The sequence below is a fragment of the Streptomyces sp. NPDC059248 genome, from assembly GCF_042753905.1.
In the GTDB taxonomy this organism is placed as follows: Bacteria; Actinomycetota; Actinomycetes; order Streptomycetales; family Streptomycetaceae; genus Streptomyces.
The window spans coordinates 1-18,999 of the sequence record NZ_JBHYZV010000063.1; the positions used below are offsets into that span (position 1 = coordinate 1).

At 70.2% G+C, this 18,999-nt stretch carries 17 protein-coding genes; 9 read left to right on the plus strand and 8 right to left on the minus strand.

Annotated features, from left to right (window positions below; all coding sequences use genetic code 11):
- Nucleotides 1–120 precede the first annotated feature (120 nt).
- The gene (dnaA, locus tag ACFXG1_RS24345; RefSeq protein ID WP_384708627.1) at nucleotides 121–1,935 is read right to left on the minus strand and encodes a chromosomal replication initiator protein DnaA; all 1,815 of its coding nucleotides are present in this window, start codon (nucleotides 1,933–1,935) and stop codon (nucleotides 121–123) included.
- 399 nt (nucleotides 1,936–2,334) lie between these two features.
- On the opposite strand from dnaA, the gene rpmH reads away from it, so the two are divergent.
- The 9 genes from rpmH (at nucleotide 2,335) to ACFXG1_RS24390 (ending at nucleotide 8,912) form a co-directional block, all read left to right on the plus strand.
- Nucleotides 2,335–2,472, plus strand: a complete 138-nt coding sequence (gene rpmH, locus ACFXG1_RS24350) for a 50S ribosomal protein L34 (protein ID WP_010985740.1) — start codon at nucleotides 2,335–2,337, stop codon at nucleotides 2,470–2,472.
- A gap of 18 nt (nucleotides 2,473–2,490) precedes the next feature.
- The gene (gene rnpA / locus ACFXG1_RS24355) at nucleotides 2,491–2,862 is read left to right on the plus strand and encodes a ribonuclease P protein component (RefSeq protein WP_384708625.1); all 372 of its coding nucleotides are present in this window, start codon (nucleotides 2,491–2,493) and stop codon (nucleotides 2,860–2,862) included.
- A complete protein-coding gene (gene yidD / locus ACFXG1_RS24360; RefSeq protein WP_384708622.1) occupies nucleotides 2,859–3,236 on the plus strand; it encodes a membrane protein insertion efficiency factor YidD in 378 nt (125 codons plus the stop codon). Before rnpA ends, yidD begins: the two co-directional genes overlap by 4 nt.
- Nucleotides 3,237–3,239: 3 nt before the next feature.
- Nucleotides 3,240–4,493: a membrane protein insertase YidC gene (gene yidC / locus ACFXG1_RS24365; RefSeq protein WP_384708619.1), complete on the plus strand. Its 1,254-nt coding sequence runs from the start codon at nucleotides 3,240–3,242 to the stop codon at nucleotides 4,491–4,493.
- Nucleotides 4,494–4,509: 16 nt separating this feature from the next.
- Nucleotides 4,510–5,022 carry a protein jag gene (locus tag ACFXG1_RS24370; RefSeq protein WP_384744534.1) on the plus strand — a complete coding sequence of 171 codons (513 nt, stop codon included), beginning with the start codon at nucleotides 4,510–4,512 and terminating at the stop codon, nucleotides 5,020–5,022.
- A 109-nt stretch (nucleotides 5,023–5,131) separates the two neighbouring features.
- The gene (rsmG, locus tag ACFXG1_RS24375; RefSeq protein WP_384708613.1) at nucleotides 5,132–5,848 is read left to right on the plus strand and encodes a 16S rRNA (guanine(527)-N(7))-methyltransferase RsmG; all 717 of its coding nucleotides are present in this window, start codon (nucleotides 5,132–5,134) and stop codon (nucleotides 5,846–5,848) included.
- A gap of 224 nt (nucleotides 5,849–6,072) precedes the next feature.
- Nucleotides 6,073–7,149 (plus strand): ParA family protein, encoded by a 1,077-nt coding sequence (locus ACFXG1_RS24380; RefSeq protein WP_384708609.1) that lies wholly within the window; start codon nucleotides 6,073–6,075, stop codon nucleotides 7,147–7,149.
- Nucleotides 7,146–8,246: a ParB/RepB/Spo0J family partition protein gene (locus tag ACFXG1_RS24385; RefSeq protein WP_384708606.1), complete on the plus strand. Its 1,101-nt coding sequence runs from the start codon at nucleotides 7,146–7,148 to the stop codon at nucleotides 8,244–8,246. The genes ACFXG1_RS24380 and ACFXG1_RS24385 overlap by 4 nt, the downstream gene beginning before the upstream one ends.
- A gap of 48 nt (nucleotides 8,247–8,294) precedes the next feature.
- Nucleotides 8,295–8,912, plus strand: coding sequence for a GNAT family N-acetyltransferase (locus tag ACFXG1_RS24390; protein ID WP_384708603.1), 618 nt, complete (start codon nucleotides 8,295–8,297; stop codon nucleotides 8,910–8,912).
- A gap of 85 nt (nucleotides 8,913–8,997) precedes the next feature.
- On the opposite strand, the gene trxA is transcribed toward ACFXG1_RS24390, so the two are convergent.
- From trxA to ACFXG1_RS24425, 7 genes are all read right to left on the minus strand, one after another.
- On the minus strand, nucleotides 8,998–9,330 hold the full coding sequence (trxA, locus tag ACFXG1_RS24395) for a thioredoxin (protein WP_384708600.1): 333 nt from the start codon (nucleotides 9,328–9,330) through the stop codon (nucleotides 8,998–9,000).
- Between the two features lie 48 nt (nucleotides 9,331–9,378).
- Nucleotides 9,379–10,353, minus strand: coding sequence for a thioredoxin-disulfide reductase (gene trxB / locus ACFXG1_RS24400; protein WP_384708597.1), 975 nt, complete (start codon nucleotides 10,351–10,353; stop codon nucleotides 9,379–9,381).
- Nucleotides 10,354–10,476: 123 nt separating this feature from the next.
- Complete coding sequence (locus ACFXG1_RS24405; RefSeq protein WP_384744538.1) at nucleotides 10,477–11,427, minus strand: hypothetical protein; 951 nt, start codon at nucleotides 11,425–11,427, stop codon at nucleotides 10,477–10,479.
- Between the two features lie 14 nt (nucleotides 11,428–11,441).
- Nucleotides 11,442–12,146: an RNA polymerase sigma factor SigM gene (sigM, locus tag ACFXG1_RS24410; RefSeq protein ID WP_384744540.1), complete on the minus strand. Its 705-nt coding sequence runs from the start codon at nucleotides 12,144–12,146 to the stop codon at nucleotides 11,442–11,444.
- 148 nt (nucleotides 12,147–12,294) lie between these two features.
- Entirely contained in the window at nucleotides 12,295–14,028 is a 1,734-nt protein-coding gene (locus tag ACFXG1_RS24415) for a serine/threonine protein kinase (RefSeq protein ID WP_384715280.1), read from the minus strand.
- Nucleotides 14,029–14,142: 114 nt separating this feature from the next.
- Entirely contained in the window at nucleotides 14,143–16,482 is a 2,340-nt protein-coding gene (murJ, locus tag ACFXG1_RS24420) for a murein biosynthesis integral membrane protein MurJ (protein WP_384715277.1), read from the minus strand.
- Nucleotides 16,483–16,526: 44 nt separating this feature from the next.
- Entirely contained in the window at nucleotides 16,527–18,887 is a 2,361-nt protein-coding gene (locus ACFXG1_RS24425; RefSeq protein ID WP_384715274.1) for a DUF6049 family protein, read from the minus strand.
- Between the last annotated feature and the right edge of the window lie 112 nt (nucleotides 18,888–18,999).

The following is an 18,999-nucleotide window of genomic DNA, read 5'->3' on the forward strand; positions in this document are numbered from 1 at the left end:
CCACCGCCCCGGGCCCGGGCGGGCCGCTCGTGTAAACGCGGTGGGCGCCCCGGGACACGACGAGTCCCGGGGCGCCCTCGCGCCCACAGCTGTGGACGGCCCCGTGGGGCCCGGCGGCCGTCAGCCGTTCTTGATCCGGTTGGTCAGCTCGGTGACCTGGTTGTAGATCGAGCGCCGCTCCGCCATCAGCGCCCGGATCTTGCGGTCCGCGTGCATCACCGTCGTATGGTCGCGGCCGCCGAACTGGGCGCCGATCTTCGGCAGTGACAGATCGGTCAGCTCGCGGCAGAGGTACATGGCGATCTGCCGGGCCGTCACCAGGACCCGGCTGCGGGAGGAGCCGCACAGGTCCTCAACCGTCAGCCCGAAGTAGTCCGCGGTCGCCGCCATGATCGCGCCCGCGGTGATCTCGGGAGCCGAGTCCTCGCCGCCGGGGATCAGGTCCTTCAGCACGATCTCCGTCAGACCGAGGTCGACGGGCTGACGGTTGAGCGACGCGAACGCCGTCACCCGGATCAGTGCGCCCTCCAGCTCACGGATGTTCCGCGAGATCCGGGACGCGATGAACTCCAGCACCTCCGGCGGCGCGTTCAGCTGCTCCTGGACCGCCTTCTTCCGCAGGATCGCGATCCGCGTCTCCAGCTCGGGCGGCTGGACATCGGTCGTCAGCCCCCACTCGAAGCGGTTCCGCAGCCGGTCCTCCAGCGTCATCAGCTGCTTGGGCGGCCGGTCCGAGGAGAGCACGATCTGCTTGTTGGCGTTGTGGAGGGTGTTGAAGGTGTGGAAGAACTCCTCCTGCGTCGACTCCTTGCTCGCCAGGAACTGGATGTCGTCGACCAGGAGGATGTCCACATCCCGGTAGCGCTTGCGGAAGGTGTCGCCCTTGCCGTCGCGGATCGAGTTGATGAACTCGTTGGTGAACTCCTCGGAGCTGACGTACCGCACCCGCGTCCCGGGGTAGAGACTGCGCGCGTAGTGCCCGATGGCGTGCAGCAGATGCGTTTTGCCGAGTCCGGACTCCCCGTAGATGAACAGGGGGTTGTACGCCTTCGCCGGGGCCTCGGCCACCGCCACGGCCGCGGCGTGCGCGAACCGGTTGGAGGCGCCGATGACGAAGGTGTCGAAGAGGTACTTCGGGTTCAGCCGGGCCTGCGGCTCCCCGGGACCGCCGCCGGACGACGGCGACGCCCCCATCAGCCCTCCCCCGCCGCCCGGCCTCCCGGGACCGCCCGGGCCGCCGCCGGACGGGCCGCCGGTTCCCTGGGAACCGCCGCCCCTGTGCGCCTGCGGCGGCTCCTGCATCTCCCGCCGCTCGGGCCGCGGGGGCTCGTACCCCTGCCGTTCGGACTGCTGCGGGGACCGGTAGTCGTGCGGCGGCTGGTGCGACCGGGGGGAGGCGTACGGATCGCGGTCCTGGAACCCGCCGAGGCGCGGCTGCTGCCAGGACAGGTCCTCCTGGGTGCGCGGCCAGGCGCCGGGCTCGGGCCGGGACTGCGGATAGTCCGGGTAGGCGGGACGGATCTCCGGGAGCCCGTCCTCGGCCGGCCGGTGGCCGTAGCCGCCGTAGGGGTCGTTCTGCGGGTGCTGGTAGTGGCCCGGGTCCTGCTCGCCGGAGTCGCCGTACGGCGGCGGGGTCTGGGACTGCGGGGCCGCGGGGCCGGCGGCCGAGTCGTCCACCGTGATCGCGATCCGGATCGGCCGTCCGCACTCCCGGCTGAGCGTCTCACTGATCAGCGGCGCCAGCCGCCCCTCCAGGACCCGCTTGCCCCATTCGTTGGGGACGGCGAGCAGGGCGGTGTCGGCGACCAGCGCCAGTGGCTGGCAGCGCTCGACCCACTGCTTGTCCTTGGGCTCGACGCCCTGCTGGCCCTCGGCGAGGAGCTGTTCCAGCACTCGTGGCCACACTGCGGCAAGATCGGCAGGTACGTCAGCCACGAGCCACGCTCTCTCGAAGATCCCGCGCGTCCCCCGGAGGGTGGCTCCGGGGCGGGGGGAAGGACAGTCAAGGACAAGAAGGGAAAAGATGCGGAGTCCAGCCAAGGTAGTCAGGGCGGCCCGGGTGGTTCAAGTTGTTGTCCACAGCCTGTGCACAGACGGCCGCGCCAGGCGCCGGATGGGCGGGGCCCCGAGGGCTGGTTTGACCGGATGGCGCAGCCGCGCGTACCGTAACGAGGTCGAGTTGTCGATGGCTGCTGCCGCCTGCCTCCGATGGGCAAAGATCACCTGGTGTGGTCGTGAAGCGGTGCACTCGGGCGAAACGCGAGCTACTCGTGGGCGCACGGTGACAGCCAGGCGACGCCCCGCCACCTACGAATCTCTTTCTGGAGCCCCCGAGTGAGCAAGCGCACCTTCCAGCCGAACAACCGTCGCCGGGCGAAGACCCACGGTTTCCGTCTGCGCATGCGTACCCGTGCCGGCCGCGCGATTCTCGCGTCTCGCCGCGGCAAGGGTCGCGCGAGCCTGTCCGCCTGACCGCGCACAGGTCATGACGTGCTGCCTACCGAGAATCGGCTGAGGCGGCGCGAGGACTTCGCGACTGCGGTACGACGAGGACGCCGGGCCGGGCGCCCACTCCTCGTCGTCCACCTACGCAGCGGTTCACCGGACCCGCACGCGCCTGGGGAGAGCGCTCCCCCGACGTGTGCGGGTTTCGTCGTGAGCAAGGCCGTGGGCGGCGCGGTCGTGCGCAACAAGGTCAAGCGCAGACTGCGTCACCTGATACGCGACCGGCTCGCCGAGCTGCCCGCCGGTAGCCTGGTGGTCGTACGGGCGCTGCCCGGATCGGGCGACGCCGACCACGCTCAGCTGGCCCGAGACCTGGACGCCGCCCTGGAGCGGCTCCTGGGAGGGGGCGCGCGATGAAGTACCCGCTGCTGGCTCTGATCAAGCTGTACCAGTGGACGATCAGCCCTCTGCTGGGCCCCGTCTGCCGGTACTACCCGTCGTGCTCCCACTACGGGTACACGGCCATCGACCGGCACGGTGCGGTGAAAGGCACGGTGCTCACCGCCTGGCGGATCCTGCGGTGCAATCCGTGGTCGCCGGGGGGAGTGGATCATGTGCCGCCGCGTAAGCGTCCACGGTGGCACGAGATGCTGCGGAACGCCCTGCGGGGCAAGGACGCCGACGTCGGCACGGAGGGCGGGCGCGGCGCAGATTCTGTGCCGTCACGGGGAGCGGGCACCGTTCCCGGGAGTCCGGCCGCAGAGACCTCGCCCAATGCTCAAGGAGCCTGATTAGTGGACACGATTGCCAGTCTCTTCAGTTTTATCACCACGCCTGTCTCATGGATCATCGTCCAGTTCCACAAGCTCTATGGGGCGATCTTCGGTCCCGACACGGGCTGGGCCTGGGGACTGTCCATCGTGTCGCTGGTGGTCCTCATCCGTATCTGTCTGATCCCGCTCTTTGTGAAGCAGATCAAGTCGATGCGGAACATGCAGGCGCTCCAGCCGAAGATGAAGGCGATCCAGGAGCGCTACAAGAACGACCGGCAGCGTCAGTCCGAAGAGATGATGAAGCTGTACAAGGAGACGGGTACCAACCCGCTCTCCTCGTGTCTGCCCATCCTCGCGCAGTCGCCGTTCTTCTTCGCCCTGTACTACGTCCTCTCCAAGATCGCCTCGGGTAACGTCGTCGGCTACATCGACGAGCCGCTGCTGGCCAGCGCCCGGCAGGCCCATATCTTCGGTGCCCCGCTCGCGGCCAAGTTCACGGACAGCCCGGAGAAGGTCGCGGCCCTGGAGGCGTCGCTGACCGACGTCCGCGTGGTCACCGCGATCATGATCATCATGATGTCGGCGTCGCAGTTCTACACCCAGCGCCAGCTGATGCAGAAGAACGTCGACCTCACGGTGAAGACCCCGTACATGCAGCAGCAGAAGATGCTGATGTACATCTTCCCGGTGATCTTCGCGGTCATGGGCATCAACTTCCCCGTCGGCGTCCTCGTCTACTGGCTGACCACCAACGTCTGGACCATGGGTCAGCAGATGTATGTGATCAGCCAGAACCCCACGCCCGGCAGCAAGGCCCAGGACCAGTACCTGACCCGGCTGCTGAAGGGCGCCACCCACCGGGGTGAGGTCCGTTCCCGCCGTCAGCGCAAGGTCGTCCAGGTGCTCGTGGCCAAGGGCCCGGACCGCAACGACAACGAGCGCAAGTTCATCACCGGTCTGGCCAAGGCAGGGTTCGCCGCCCAGGCGGACGGCACGATCGTGAAGAGCGACACCATCGCGACCGAGCAGGAGAGCGGGACCGCGCGGCGCCAGCAGCCGAAGCGGCAGACCAAGGCCAAGCGCCAGTCCGGGCCGCAGCCCGCCGGCGGGAGCAAGTCGGAGACCTCGGACGACGAGGAGCCGAAGCTCTCCCTGGAGAAGGACACGGCGCAGTCCGCCAAGTCCAAGCGCCCCCGGGCCAACTCGGGCCGTCAGCAGCCCAAGTCCGGACGCAAGGGCCCGCAGCGCCCCAAGCACCCGTCGTCCAAGAAGTAGTAGAAGGAGTCCATCCGTGACGGAAGGCACCATCCCCGCCGCCGCCGAGGAAGGCGACACCATGACCCGCCTCGAGCAGGAGGGGGAGATCGCCGCCGACTACCTCGAGGGCCTGCTCGACATCGCCGATCTCGACGGTGATATCGACATGGACGTCGAGGCGGACCGGGCAGCTGTCTCGATCATCAGCGAGTCGGGAAGCCGTGATCTGCAGAAGCTGGTCGGCCGGGACGGTGAGGTTCTGGAGGCCCTTCAGGAGCTGACCCGGCTCGCCGTGCACCGGGAGACGGGTGATCGCAGTCGGCTGATGCTGGACATCGGAGGCTTCCGGGCCCGGAAGCGCACCGAGCTGGCCGAGCTGGGCGGCAAGGCCGCCGACGAGGTCAAGAGCACCGGTGAGCCGGTGAAGCTCCAGCCGATGACGCCGTTCGAGCGCAAGGTCGTCCACGACGCGGTCGCCGCGGCCGGGCTGCGCAGCGAGTCGGAGGGCGAGGAGCCGCAGCGCTTCGTCGTCGTCCTCCCGGCCTGATCCCGATCAGCCCCCTCGGCCCCGTCTGTAGCGCAGGCGGGGCCGAACTTTGTCAGCCTGATAGTCAGCCACACGGTCCATGAAGCGGCAGTACGGAAGGACGGTTCCCGTGACGGAGGCAGCGGAGCTTCCCCAGGCGCCCGAGGCGGCGCGAGCGGTCTTCGGCGAGTTCTTGCCCGAGGCCGTGCGCTATGCCGAGCTGCTGGCCGACGCCGGGGTCAAGCGCGGGCTGATCGGTCCCCGGGAGGTGCCCCGGCTCTGGGAGCGCCATCTGCTGAACTGCGCGGTCCTCTCCGAGGTGGTGCCCGAGGGCGTCACGGTCTACGACGTCGGCTCCGGGGCCGGCCTCCCCGGCATCCCGCTGGCCCTGGTCCGCCCCGATCTGAAGATCACCCTGCTGGAGCCGCTGCTGCGGCGGACCAACTTCCTCCAGGAGGTCGTGGAGCTTCTGGGCCTCGACCATGTGACCGTGGCCCGCGGGCGGGCCGAGGAGATGCTCGGCACGCTGCCGCCGGTCCATGTGGTGACGGCCCGCGCCGTGGCCCCTCTCGACCGGCTCGCGGGCTGGGGCGTGCCCCTGCTCCGCCCCTATGGGGAGATGCTGGCCCTGAAGGGCGATACCGCGGAGGAGGAACTCCGCGGAGCCCGTGCCGCCCTCAGCAAGCTCGGAGTCGTGGAGACCTCGGTTCTCCAGGTCGGACACGGCCTGGTCGACCCCCTCTCCACCGTGGTGCGGGTGGAGGTCGGAGAGAGTCCCGGAGGTGTCCGGTTCGCGGCCAAGCGGGCCAAGGCGGCCCGAACGAGCCGTACCCGGCGACGTCGCTGAGTCCCATACGTACGTATGCCGGAGTGTCGCCCGGGTGCCGCTCAGCGGCCCCGGGCATCGTGTTTCACGTGAAACGTCGCTCACTGCTGCACGGAATCATCAGCCGAGGGCGTGCCGCCGCCCCGATTCGGAACCGGAGACCCCTCGCGGGGGTCACGAAGTTGTCCACAGAGATGGATTCATCCACAGAAGCCCGGGCCTCGCTGGTTCATGAACCCGAAAGCATGGCAGGCTCTGTCTATCGCGAGCCTGAAGTCGAGGAGAGTGAATCCTTGCGGTCCGACGCCAATATCGCGGGACCGATGACCGATCCGGTCCCCGGCCCCCGTACCGAGTCGCCGGGGGACGATGTTTCACGTGAAACACCGCCCCCGATGGACGACACCCCCATCGGTCGAGCAGCCCAGCTCGCCGTACAGGCGCTGGGACGGGCCGGTGAAGGGCTGCCCCGGCCGGAACAGACCCGCGTCATGGTGGTCGCCAACCAGAAGGGCGGCGTGGGAAAGACCACCTCCACGGTCAATCTCGCCGCGTCCCTCGCGCTGCACGGTGCGCGTGTTCTGGTGGTCGACCTCGACCCCCAGGGCAATGCCTCCACGGCACTCGGCATCGACCATCACGCCGAAGTCCCCTCGATCTACGACGTCCTGGTGGAGAGCAAGCCGCTCTCCGAAGTGGTCCAGCCGGTCCCGGACGTCGAAGGACTCTTCTGCGCCCCCGCCACCATCGATCTCGCCGGTGCGGAGATCGAGCTGGTGTCGCTGGTGGCGCGGGAGAGCAGACTTCAGCGGGCGATCCAGGCATATGAGCAGCCGCTGGACTACATCCTCATCGACTGCCCGCCGTCCCTCGGTCTGCTGACGGTCAATGCGCTGGTGGCCGGGGCAGAGGTGCTGATCCCCATTCAGTGCGAGTACTACGCCCTGGAGGGGCTGGGGCAGCTCCTGCGGAATGTGGACCTGGTCCGCGGGCACCTCAATCCCACCCTGCGCGTCTCGACCATCCTGCTCACCATGTACGACGGCCGGACCCGGCTGGCCTCCCAGGTGGCCGACGAGGTCCGCAGCCACTTCGGCGAAGAGGTACTGCGGACCAACATCCCCCGCTCCGTCCGGATCTCCGAGGCGCCCAGCTACGGACAGACGGTGCTGACCTACGACCCGGGCTCCAGCGGAGCCCTGTCGTATCTGGAGGCGGCGCGGGAGATCGCCCTGCGCGGAGTCGGTCTCCAGTACGACCCGCACCATGCCCATCAGGGCACTCAGAACAGCCGGCAGAACATCTCGGAGGGGATCCAGTGAGCGAGCGACGTAGAGGGTTGGGGCGGGGGCTGGGTGCCCTGATCCCTGCGGCTCCCCAGGAGAAGCCGACCCTGTCCGGGGGCCCCGGTTCCTCCGGTCAGGCTCAGACCATGACCGACGATCGCGGTATCGCGGCGGCGAAGGTGGCCAGGCTTCCGTCGGCCGCCGTCGCCCCCGATATCACCATCGGTGGCGGCGAGCCGGATACCGCGCCCGCGCTGGTCACGCCCTCCGGCGCGCACTTCGCCGAGGTGCTGCTGGACGCGATCACCCCCAATCCCCAGCAGCCGCGTGCGATCTTCGACGAGGACGCCCTGGCCGAGCTGGTCACCTCCATCAAGGAGGTCGGCCTGCTCCAGCCCGTGGTCGTCCGGCAGCTGGGCCCCGAGCGCTTCGAGCTGGTCATGGGGGAGCGCCGCTGGCGGGCCTGCCGTGAGGCCGGTCTGGAGCGGATTCCCGCGATCGTCCGGGAGACCGAAGACGACAAGCTTCTGCTGGACGCCCTGCTGGAGAACCTCCACCGGGCCCAGCTGAACCCGCTGGAGGAAGCCGCGGCCTACGACCAGCTGCTCAGGGACTTCAACTGCACCCATGACCAGCTGGCGGACCGGATCGGGCGGTCCCGTCCCCAGGTCTCCAACACCCTCCGTCTGCTGCGGCTGGCGCCCTCCGTCCAGAAGCGGGTCGCTGCCGGGGTGCTGACGGCCGGGCACGCCCGGGCGCTGCTGTCGGTGGAGGACCACGAGGAGCAGGACCAGCTCGCCCGCCGCATCGTGGCCGAGGGCCTGTCGGTGCGTTCGGTGGAGGAGATCGTGACGCTCCTCGGCTCCGAGCCCGAGCGGAACACCCGGAAGAGGGGCCCCCGTGCCGGGGCCCTGGTCTCCCCCGCCCTCACCGATCTGGCCTCCCGGCTCTCCGACCGCTTCGAGACCCGGGTCAAGGTCGACCTGGGGCAGAAGAAGGGAAAGATCGTCGTCGAGTTCGCCTCGATGGAGGATCTGGAGCGAATCCTGGGCACGCTGGCCCCCGGTGAGGACCAGGCCCTGGAGCGCGGTCTCACCAGGGGCGGACACGACGACGAGGAAGCCGCGGGCTGACGTCCGCCGCCCGCCGGGCGGCCGGGGAGCGAAGGAGGATCGGCCCGTATGGGGCGACGGCTGGTACCCCTCACCCTGGACAATCTGTCGGACCTCCCCCAGCGCTGCCGGTCCTGCGTCTTCTGGGAGCTGGACCCGGTCAGCGGGGAGGCCGCCGTCGCGGCGGGCCGGCCGGGCCCGGAGAAGGAGGCCTGGATCTCCGCCGTACTGCTGGAGTGGGGATCCTGCGGCCGAATCGTCTATGTCGACGAGGCGGCGGCCGGCTTTGTGCTCTACGCGCCTCCGGCGTATGTGCCGCGGTCCCTCGCCTTTCCGACCAGCCCGGTCTCGGCGGACGCCGTCCAGCTGATGACGTCGTGGATCGCCCCGGAACACCAGGGGCAGGGACTCGGCAGGGTCATGGTGCAGACCGTGGCCAAGGACGTACTCCGCCGGGGCTTCAAGGCCATGGAGGCATTCGGCGACGCCCGCTGGAAGAAGCCCGCCTGCCTTCTTCCGGCCGACCATCTGACCGCCGTGGGATTCAAGACGGTCCGGCCGCACCCCTCCTATCCACGGCTGAGACTGGAGCTGCGCAATACGCTCTCCTGGAAGGAGGACGTGGAGCAGGCGCTCGACCGGCTGCTCGGCGCGGTCCAGAAGGAACCCGTTCTCCGCCCGCTGTGATGCCGCGTACGACGAAGGGCCCACCCCGGTTCGGGGTGGGCCCTTCGTGTTTCACGTGAAACATCGGCGCCTGAGCGCCGTTGTCCTACTGACCCAGGAAGGCATCCAGGTCGCGAACGATGGCGGCCTTCGGCTTGGCGCCGACGATCGTCTTGGCGACCTCGCCGTTCTGGTAGACGTTCAGCGTCGGGATCGACATCACCCCGTACTTGGCGGCCGTGGCGGGGTTCTCGTCGATGTTGAGCTTGACGACCTCGATCTTGTCGCCGTGCTCGGCGGCGATGGCCTCAAGGGACGGCGCGATCTGACGGCACGGGCCGCACCAGGCCGCCCAGAAGTCCACCAGAACGGGCTTGTCGCTCTTGAGGACCTCCTCCTCGAAGGTGGCATCGGTTACGTTCTTCAGCGCGCCGGCCACGGCGGCCTCCTTTGGGTCTTCTACAGGGGGAGAGGGGGGTGGGATCGGTCAGACCGCGGCGGTCTGACCGGCCTGGGCGGCCTGCTCGGCGTCCGCAAGACCGGACAGGAAGCGCTCGGCGTCCAGCGCCGCGGAGCAGCCGGTACCGGCGGCCGTGATGGCCTGACGGTAGGTGTGGTCGACGACATCGCCCGCGGCAAAGACACCGGTGAGGTTGGTACGGGTGGAGGGCGCCTCGACCTTGAGATAGCCCTCGTCGTCCAGCTCCAGCTGGCCCTTGAACAGCTCGGTGCGCGGGTCGTGGCCCACGGCGATGAAGAGCCCCGTCGCCGGCAGCTGGGACGTCTCGCCCGTCTTCGTGTTGCGGAGGGTCAGTGCGGAGAGCTTCTGATCCCCGTGGATCTCGGCGACCTCACTGTCCCAGGCGAAGGAGATCTTCGGATCGGCGAAGGCACGGTCCTGCATGGCCTTCGACGCCCGCAGGCTGTCCCGGCGGTGGACGATCGTCACCGACTTGGCGAACCGGGAGAGGAAGGTCGCCTCCTCCATCGCGGTGTCACCGCCGCCGACCACGGCGATGTCCTGGTCCTTGAAGAAGAAGCCGTCACAGGTGGCGCACCAGGAGACTCCGCGTCCGGAAAGGGCGTCCTCGTTCGGCAGGCCGAGCTTGCGGTGCTGGGAGCCGGTCGTGACGATGACGGCCTTGGCCCGGTGTACGGTGCCCGCCGTGTCGGTGACGGTCTTGATCTCACCGGTGAGGTCGACGGAGACAACGTCGTCCGGGATCAGCTCGGCGCCGAAGCGCTCGGCCTGGGCCCGCATATTGTCCATGAGGTCGGGCCCCATGATGCCGTCGCGGAAACCGGGGAAGTTCTCGACGTCGGTGGTGTTCATCAGGGCGCCACCGGCCGTCACGGCTCCCTCGAACACCAGCGGCTGCAGCGATGCCCGCGCGGTGTAGAGCGCCGCCGTATACCCGGCGGGTCCGGAGCCGATGATGATGACGTTTCGGACGTCGCTCACGAGTCTCTTCCTCGTCTCTGCAGGCTGCCTGCTGACAGATGGGTCGGGGCAATGGCTCTCACCCCACCCAACGGATCCTACGGGGGATGCATTCCCGCCCCGTCGCGCAGCGCGCTCGAAGCCTCAGCGACGAGGGTAGGAGTGGGTCAGCAGGACGGTTCCGGCGGCCGAGGAGCGGGAGTCCACACAGCCGGCGTCGACGACGAACGCCTCGACCCGCCGACCGTCCACGGGGGCCGGCAGCACCACCAGATAGGCATCCGAGCCCTGGTACCGGCCCCGTTCCACCGCGATCGGCGGAGCGGTACGCCCGGTGCCCCGCTGGACACAGGGCGGCACCGAAGGGCCGGGGCCGCCCATCTCCGTGCCCGGGCCCGCGGGCGCCGAACCCGGCATCTCTTCGGTGGTCATGGCCGTGCCGCCGTCTTCTGGGACGGGCTGGACGGCGAGCAGGGTACGGACCCGCTGCTCCAGGGTGGCCTCGGAGAACTCGTCCGGGCCGCTGGAGTACGAGGAGCTGGTCTTGGCGTGCTGCCGGTCGTCGTCCGTGGACGTCAGCGCCTGGAAGGACAGCACGCTCACGCCCACGGCGACCACACCGAAGGCCGCCCCGAGAACGACAGCGCGGCGCCGCCGGCGCCCGGGGCTCCGACCGGGTCCGGTGGTGCCGCGAGCACGGCCGGTGGGCCGAGTCGCCGGGCCGGTGGCGGTGGGCGGAGGCTCCCCGGCCGTGCTCGGCGGGACGAGTGCCTTCGATGTTTCACGTGAAACATCGAAGGCATCGAAGCTATCCGTGGCACCCGTGGCACCCGTGGCATCGGGGTTGTCGGGGCGGCCGGCGGCCAGCAGGGCTTCGGCGGCCAGCGCTGCGTCGATCCGCTCGGCGATATCGGTGGGCATCCGGGGCGTACCGGGGACGGTGCCCAGCAGCTCGCGAATCTCCTCCAAGGAGGACCGGACGTCCCGGCACAGGGCGCAGTCCGCCAGATGCTCCAGCAGCCACTCGCTCCGGGACGGCGGAAGCAGGCCCTCGGTGAGATCGGAGATCTCGGAGACATCCGGGTGCTGAGTCATGTCGGCCGTGGATGTCACGTGCGTCCACCTCCGCCTTTCACAGCAGCAGGATCCGTCGGCCCTGCGTCCCTCTGGTCCGTCGCCGATGGGACGGATGTCCCCGGCGTCCGGTTCCTTCCCCTGTCGGGATCGTCGCTATCCCCGGAAGACCCGCGCAGATGGGTGACCATGGGCAGGAGCCGTGCTCTCCCCCGGGCACAGCGGCTCTTGACCGTTCCGGGCGGGACGTCGAGTGCCTCGGCGGCCTCGGCCACGGAGTAGCCCTGCATATCCACCAGGACCAGGGCCGCCCGCTGCTCCACCGGCAGCTTCGCCAGCGCTGCCAGGAGCTGGCGGTTCAGATCCCGGCGTTCGGCCGGTGCCTCCGCGGACTCGTGCGGTTCGAGCAGCTGCTCCAGCCGCTCGGTGTCGTCGACGGGGGCGGTCTTCCGGGAGGCGGCCTTACGCGCCCGGTCGAGACAGGCGTTCACGGTGATCCGGTGGAGCCAGGTGGTGACGGCGGACTGGCCGCGGAAGGTATGGGCGGCCCGGAAGGCGGAGACCAGGGCGTCCTGGACCGCGTCGGCCGCCTCCTCGCGATCGCCCAGGGTGCGCAGGGCGACGGCCCAGAGCCGGTCGCGATGGCGGCGGACCAGTTCGGCGAAGGCGTCGGGATGGCCCTCGACATGGCGGGCGAGGAGTTCGGAGTCGCTGGCTGTGTGGGACGCCCCCGTTGTCACGGCCTCCACCCTCTGGTCGGTCCCGTACTGCGTCTGATCGCTTCAGCTCCGGCCCGGCTTGTCTATCACGATTCCCCCGGACGGAGGCAGGGAGCCGGGGGAATCCCCCGGTGCGGCCGGTCGGCGGGGAATCCCCCGCCGACCGGGCTCACTTGCCCAGGATCCTGATCTCCGAGATGCCGCCCCGATAGCGGTTCGCCAGATCCGCCGGCGGCAACGAGGTGAGCCGGATCAGTACGTAGCGGGTCCGTACCGGCTCGAAGGTGCTCTTCAGCTGGTCGCCCGTCACCTGCTTGGGAGCCAGTTGCCGGCCGAAGTCCGAGAGCGACGCCGGGTCGACGGCGCTCTCCCCGGCGGCGAGGACTTCCACGGTGTTGCCGCTGCGGTAGAGGTCGATATCGAGCCCGGAGACGTTCCGTACCGAACCCAGATCGACGACGATGCCGCTTCCCAGGGAGCGCTGGGGGAGATTGCCGAAGTTCGGGTAGTTCCGGTACTCCGGGGTGATCCAGGACGTGCCCGGGTCGCCGTCGACGGTGTTGGGTACCTGCTGCCGCTGGATCCCGGAGCCGTTGGGCGTGAACTCCGAGACGTGCTCGACGGTCAGCGGATCGGCGGGCGGGGCGGGCTTCTCGTCGCCGCCCCCGGCCGGGGCCTCCGGCGTGGGGCGAGTGTCCTTCGTGCGGTCGAGCAGCTTCTCCGAGATCTGCCAGCTGCCAAGACCCAGGGCGGCGATGAGCAGCGCCGCCGCGGTCCACTTCAGCGCCTTGCCCGCGCGGCTCTCCATCGGCGGGGGCGGAATCGGTACCGGACGCGTCGGCATCGCGGCCCCGGGCCGTCCCGCGCCGGAACGCCCGTAGCTGCCCTGCTGATAGGTGGTGCGCTGATACTCCGGCGGGGCGGCGAACGCGGGCTCCGGCGGTCGGATCCGGGGCATCTCCGCCACGGCCTTCGCCAGCTCCTCCGGTGTGGTGCAGGGCGGCTCCTGGCGGGAGGCCGTGGCACCGTCGTTCACCAGGGCGCGCATCGACAGCTCGGAGAGCCCCCGGTGGACACCGGCGCGGACCTGGTCCGGCGGGAGCAGTCCGACGCCCTTGGGGAGTCCGGAGAGTCCATGGGCGTCGTTCTCGTACGGCCACCGCTGGGTCAGGGCGGCGTACAGCAGCGCGCCGATGGCCTCGGTGTCGGTCCGCTGGGGGCGCTCGGCGGTGATACCGCGCAGGGCGGCGTTGACCGCGAGCCCGCGGACGCGGTACTGGCCGGTGGAGGTCCGCAGGATCGCGGAGGGGGTCAGCTTGAGGTGCGAGAGCCCCTCGCGATGGGCCGCCGCCATGGCCTGGGAGAGCTGGTCGACGAGGCGGTACGCCTCGTGCGGCTCCAGCGGCCCCATGGCCAGCAGGGTGGTCAGCTCGGTCGCGTCCGGGAGCCATTCGTGGACGACGTAGACGAGGTCGTTCTCCTCGACGGCGTCGAGGACCATCACGAACCGGGCGTCCCCCAGCAGGGCGGCGGAGCGGGCGGCGGCGAGTACGGACCGGGCTCTGGGGTGGTCGGCCGGGAGCACATGGACCCCCACCGCCCGGCGCAGCTTCTCGTCCACGGCCCGCCAGCTGCTGAAACCGTCCAGACGGGTGATGCACTCCTCCAGGCGGTACCGCTGGGCGAGCTTGTGACCGCTGTGCAGCTCGGGCGCGGCGGCCGCGGGCTCCTCACCCGGGGTTCCACCGTCCTGAGCGTTCCGGTCGTCGGGGGCGACCGGCAATTCGGCCGTCGCCTCGGATGCGGCAGCTCCGTCGGTCGTGGCCTTGTCCGCCTGAGCGGTCGGCGGTTCGTCCCCGCCGTTGTCGGCCACGTCGACGGCAGCCGTGCTACGTTCCGCCACCGTCGTTCCTGCCTCCCCAGTCGTTGCGCCTCACCAACAGCCATGCCAATTGTGCCCACAGACCGCCGCTATGCACGACACACGGCCCCCGGCGATGGTTGTGCGGTCGGCCCGTCAGCGTCCGAGTCGTCCCCTGACCATGCCGACCATCGAGTTCAGCTCCTCGATCCGCATCCGCCGGGCGGCCAGGAAGAACACCACCCCGAGTACCGCGCCGCCGCCGACGAGAGCGGCCAGGGAGCCGCTCGCGCCGCTGCCGAGAAGCTTGATGATGCCGAAGGCCGCGGCGCCGCCCAGAATCGCGGCGGGCAGCGACGCCATGCACAGCCGGGTGTAGGTACGCATCACATGGGCGCCGTCCAGATCGCCGCCGAGCCGCTTGCGCAGCCTGCTCCAGGCGACCCCCACTCCGATCATGTAGGCCAGGCCGTACGAGGCGGCCATGCCGACGACCGCCCAGCGGGCGGGCAGGACGAGGAAGGCGACCCCGGCGGCGCTCGCGTTGACGACGGCGACGATCACGGTGTTGTAGAAGGGCGTCCTGGTGTCCTCGTACGCGTAGAACCCGCGGAGGACGACGTACTGCACGGAGTACGGAATCAGTCCGAGGCCGAAGGCCATCAGGGTGAAACCGATGTTCCGGGCGCCGTCGGCACCCGATCCGGCGTACATCAGGCCCGCCATCGGCACACCGAGGGCGAAGAAGGCGAACGCCGACGGCACGATCGCGACGGCGGAGGTGCGCAGCCCGTACGAGATGTCGTCCCGGACCGCGGCGGCGTCGCCGTCATGGGCCGAGCGGGAGATCCTGGGCAGGACGGCGGTCATCACCGAGACGGTGATGATGGCCTGCGGCAGCTGCCACAGCAGCAGGGCGAAGTTGTAGGCGGTGATACCGGTACCGGTGAAGCCGTGCTTCTCGGCGGCCGCCCCCGCGGAGGTCGCGAGCTGGGTCACGACGATCATGCCGAGCTGGTTGGCGAGGACGAAGAAGAGCGTCCACTTCGCCAGCTTGGCCGCCTTGCCGAGGCCGTGTCCGCGCCAGTCGAACCGCAGCCGCATCCGGAAACCGGCGTCCCGCAGATAGGGCAGCATCGCCAGCGCCTGGACGACCAGTCCGAGCATGGTGCCGACGCCCAGGAGACGAATGCCTTCCGGGGTGATGGTCGTGGTGGTGACACCGGACTCGGTGAAGCTGCCGAAGGCCCAGATGAAGGCGCCGAACGAGGCGATGATCACGATGTTGTTGAGGACCGGGGTCCACATCATGGCGCCGAAGCGGCCCCGCGCGTTGAGGATCTGCCCGAGCACCACATGGATGCCCATGAAGAAGATGGTGGGGACGCAGTAGCGGGCGAAGGCGACGGCCACCGCCTTCTTCTCCGGGTCGGACGCGATCGTCGGCGACATCATGGTGACGAGCATCGGCGCCGCGACCACGCACAGCACGGTCACACCGGCCAGCAGGACCACCACGAGGGTGAGCAGCCGGTTGGCGTACGCCTCGCCGCCGTCGTCGTCGTTCTTCATCGCCCGGACCAGCTGGGGGATGAAGACCGCGTTCAGCGCGCCGCCGCCGACCAAGACGTAGATCATCGTCGGCAGGACGTTCGCGATCTGGTAGGTGTCGCTGAGGACACCGACACCGATCGCCGCGGCCATCACGAGGTTGCGCAGGAAGCCGGTGAGGCGGGAGACGATCGTGCCCGCCGCCATCACGGCGCTCGACTTCGCGATGCTGGACACCCGCCCGCCGGAGCGCTTGGGCTCGGCCGGGGCGGGGATCGGCTCGGGCGTCGGCGCGGGCACGCTCTTGCCGGTGCTCTGCTGGTCCCGGAAGAGATGCGCGAAGGCGTCCTGCTGCGGCCGCTCGTCGGCCGCGTTGGTGACGAGGTCGTCGACGCCGGTGTACTGGGTGGTGCGCGCGTCGTCGCCGTACGGCAGATGACGCGACGGGCCCGCGGGCTCCGGCGGCGGGGTGTGCGCCCAGACCCGGGGGTCGGGCGCGTACTGCTGGGCCGGCGGCTGCTGGTAGAGCGGCTGCTGGTCCGGATAGGTGCCGGGGGGCGGCGGTGGGTGGGAGGCGCGGTCGTACAGCGCCTCGGCCACCGGGTCCTGGGCCGACAGATCCTGCGCCCGGTACGGGTCCTGGGTGTAGGCGTCCCGCAGATACGGGTCGTGCCGGGCCGGGTCGTAGCCGGGCTGCTGCTGAGCCGGGTCGTAAGGAGCCTGCTGCTGGGCGGGGTCGTACGGAGCCTGCTGGGAGGGGTCGTAGGCGGCCTGCTGCTGTGCCGGGTCGTACGGATACGGCTCCTGCTGGGGGTGGTACGCGGGGTCGTAACCGTACGGGTGCTGTGCCGGGTCGTAGGCGTACGGGGGCTGCGGCGGTGGCGGCTGGGCCGCCGGGTCGTTCCCGGCGCCCTGACCGCGGTCACCGTCGTACGGCGCGTTCATTGCAACCCCACCTCATCGTCCCCGGCCGGTGGCCACGACATCGCTCAACGGTCCACTTTCTCACCCGCGCCCGACCGGTCGCCGCTTTCCCGGCGGGTGTCCGGTGTCGGGTCACTCGGCTGCCCGGGCTCGGCACCGTCGGTGCCGTCCCCCGGGGGAGGGGTTCCGTCGGGCGGGACGTCCCCGCCGGAGCCGCCGCCGGTGCCGCCGGCCGGGGTGTCGCGGGCCGCCGCGCGCTTGCGCTGGGTGTACATCCGGACCCCGGCGAGCACCAGGAGCAGCACACCGCCGGCGATGACGAGGAGCACGGTGGGGGTGGCCTCGGAGACCTTCACCGTGAACTGCATCGCCGGCCCGTAGGGGGTGCCGTCCTCGGTGTAGAGCTGGGCCGTCATCCGCACCTGGCCGTTGGCGTTGGCCTTGGCGTCGAACTTCACGGACTGGCTGTGGCCGCCCTTGATCTCGATCGGGCGTTCAGCGACGCCCTTGTCGTCGTCGAGGCTGAGCCGGGCGCCGTTGTCGGAGCTGAGCCGCAGCACCAGGTTGTCGACGCCCTGCACCAGACGGTTCTGGACGGTCACCGGGATCGTGGCGCTGCGGCCGGAGAGGGTGATCTGGGACTTGTCGATCAGCTGCACCTCGCCGGCGAGCAGTTCGAGGTTCTGCCGCACCCCGGCGCGGTACTTCTCGGCGGCCTTGGCGTTGCCCCGCCACGAGGTGGACATCTCCCGGTCGATGGCCCGGGAGAACGTCGCCTCCACCTGGTCCCGGAGGGTGAGGATGCCGGCGAAGTCCTTCAGAGTGTCCTGGACGGCGCGGATCTCCCGGAAGGCCGCCACGGGAAGCTCGCGCTTACGGAGCCGGTCGGGGTACTGGGAGCCGGACGGCACCCGGCGGTTCGCCGCGCTGTCCGGCTCGGCGTCCGCCGCGGCGATCAGGTCCACCGGCTGGGTCCAGCGCTCACCGGACAGCCCCTGGAGGGCCCGGGCCATGGCCTGCGCCTGGGAGGTGGTGGGCGTCCGTTGAGGAGCGACGACGACATTGCGCGGCCCGGGGGCGTTCTGGAGGGAAACCACCAGGGTCTGGGCCAGGAACCGCTGGACGGCGAGGGTGGCCGTACCGGCGTTCACCATGTCGCCCTCGAACGCCTTCGACAGCCGGGCGTCGGCGACCACCGCGGTCGTACCGCCGCCGATCGGGCGGGGGGCGGAGACCGTGTACGGCAGATCGTCGCCGAGGCTGTCGCTCCGGGCGATCACATGGTCGGCGCCCGCGGAGGTGGCGACGTTCACGATCGAGGAGTCGATCGCGCCTTCGACCGGCCAGGCGAAGTCCAGGGACGGCTTGACGTGCAAGATCGACTCGACGGTCCGCCCGGCCACCTCGGTGGCGTCCCGGAGGCGGCCCAGGGTGCCGGAGACCTGGGTCCCGCGGTGCGCCAGGGACGCCAGATCCGGGTCCGCGTACGGCAGGGCGACGACCTTGCGGTCCTGTACGGCGGTCTGGAGGGAGCTGAGCCACTGCTTGGCCACGGCCTGGTTCCGGCCGGGGACGGTGCGCTCCGCCTCCTCGCCGCTGGGGCCGCTCTTCACCCGGTAGTTCCGGGTCATGGCGTCCACGGTGGCCAGCAGGTCGGGGTCGATCACCCAGGTGACCGGCAGCTCACGGCCGAGGGAGACCATCTGCCCGAGCCGCCCGTCGGGCGCGATCTCCTTGGCCAGCGTCTCGTCCTCGAAGACGGGGGTCCGCTGCTCGTCCGAGCCGACCTCGGACGTCAGATGTGTGGAGGAGACCAGCGGCCAGATGTAGGTCAGCCGGGTTTTCGTCCCCAGGGCCTCCGGCTGCCAGGGCAGGAAGGTCCGCTCGATGCCCAGCACCTGCTCGTAGGAGCCCCGGGTGCGGCCGGAGAGGCTGACACCGAGCGGATAGACCCCGCCCTCGCCCAGGTCCAGCTTCTCGACCGGTACGGAGAGGGTGAAATCCCGGCTGATGCCCGGGGCCAGGGACGGCAGTTTCACGGTGTACGAGTCGCCCAGCGACCGTCCGTCGGCCGCGGGGTCGTAGCCGGTCCGCTTGGCGGTCCGGTCGATGGCGGTCCGGCTCGTCAGCCGCTGGCCCACCCGGAGGTCGATCTCCGGCTCGGTGACCTGATGCCTGCCCTTGTTGACCACCGTCCCGGACACCTTCAGGGTCCCGTCCGCGTCCGGCACCGACGGGGTCAATGTGGTGAGAGTCACATCGACGGTGGAGGGGTCGGAAGCCGCCGGAGCGGCGTACGCGGCCGGTGCCAGCGGTCCCAGCAGCCCCGCGATCAAGGGGACGGCGGCAAGGGGGAGAGCCGCGCGGCGCAGCCAGCGGCTGGCGGGCGCGGGGGTCGTCCTCCGGAAGTCTGCCGCCTCGGCCACGCGCTCGCCCGTCCCTCGTCGTCTGTTGCCGTCAGGTCGCTGTCGCTCATTGCGTCCACGCATGGTAACGAGGTACGCGGGGCCTGAGTGCCGCGGTCCGCCGCACATGATC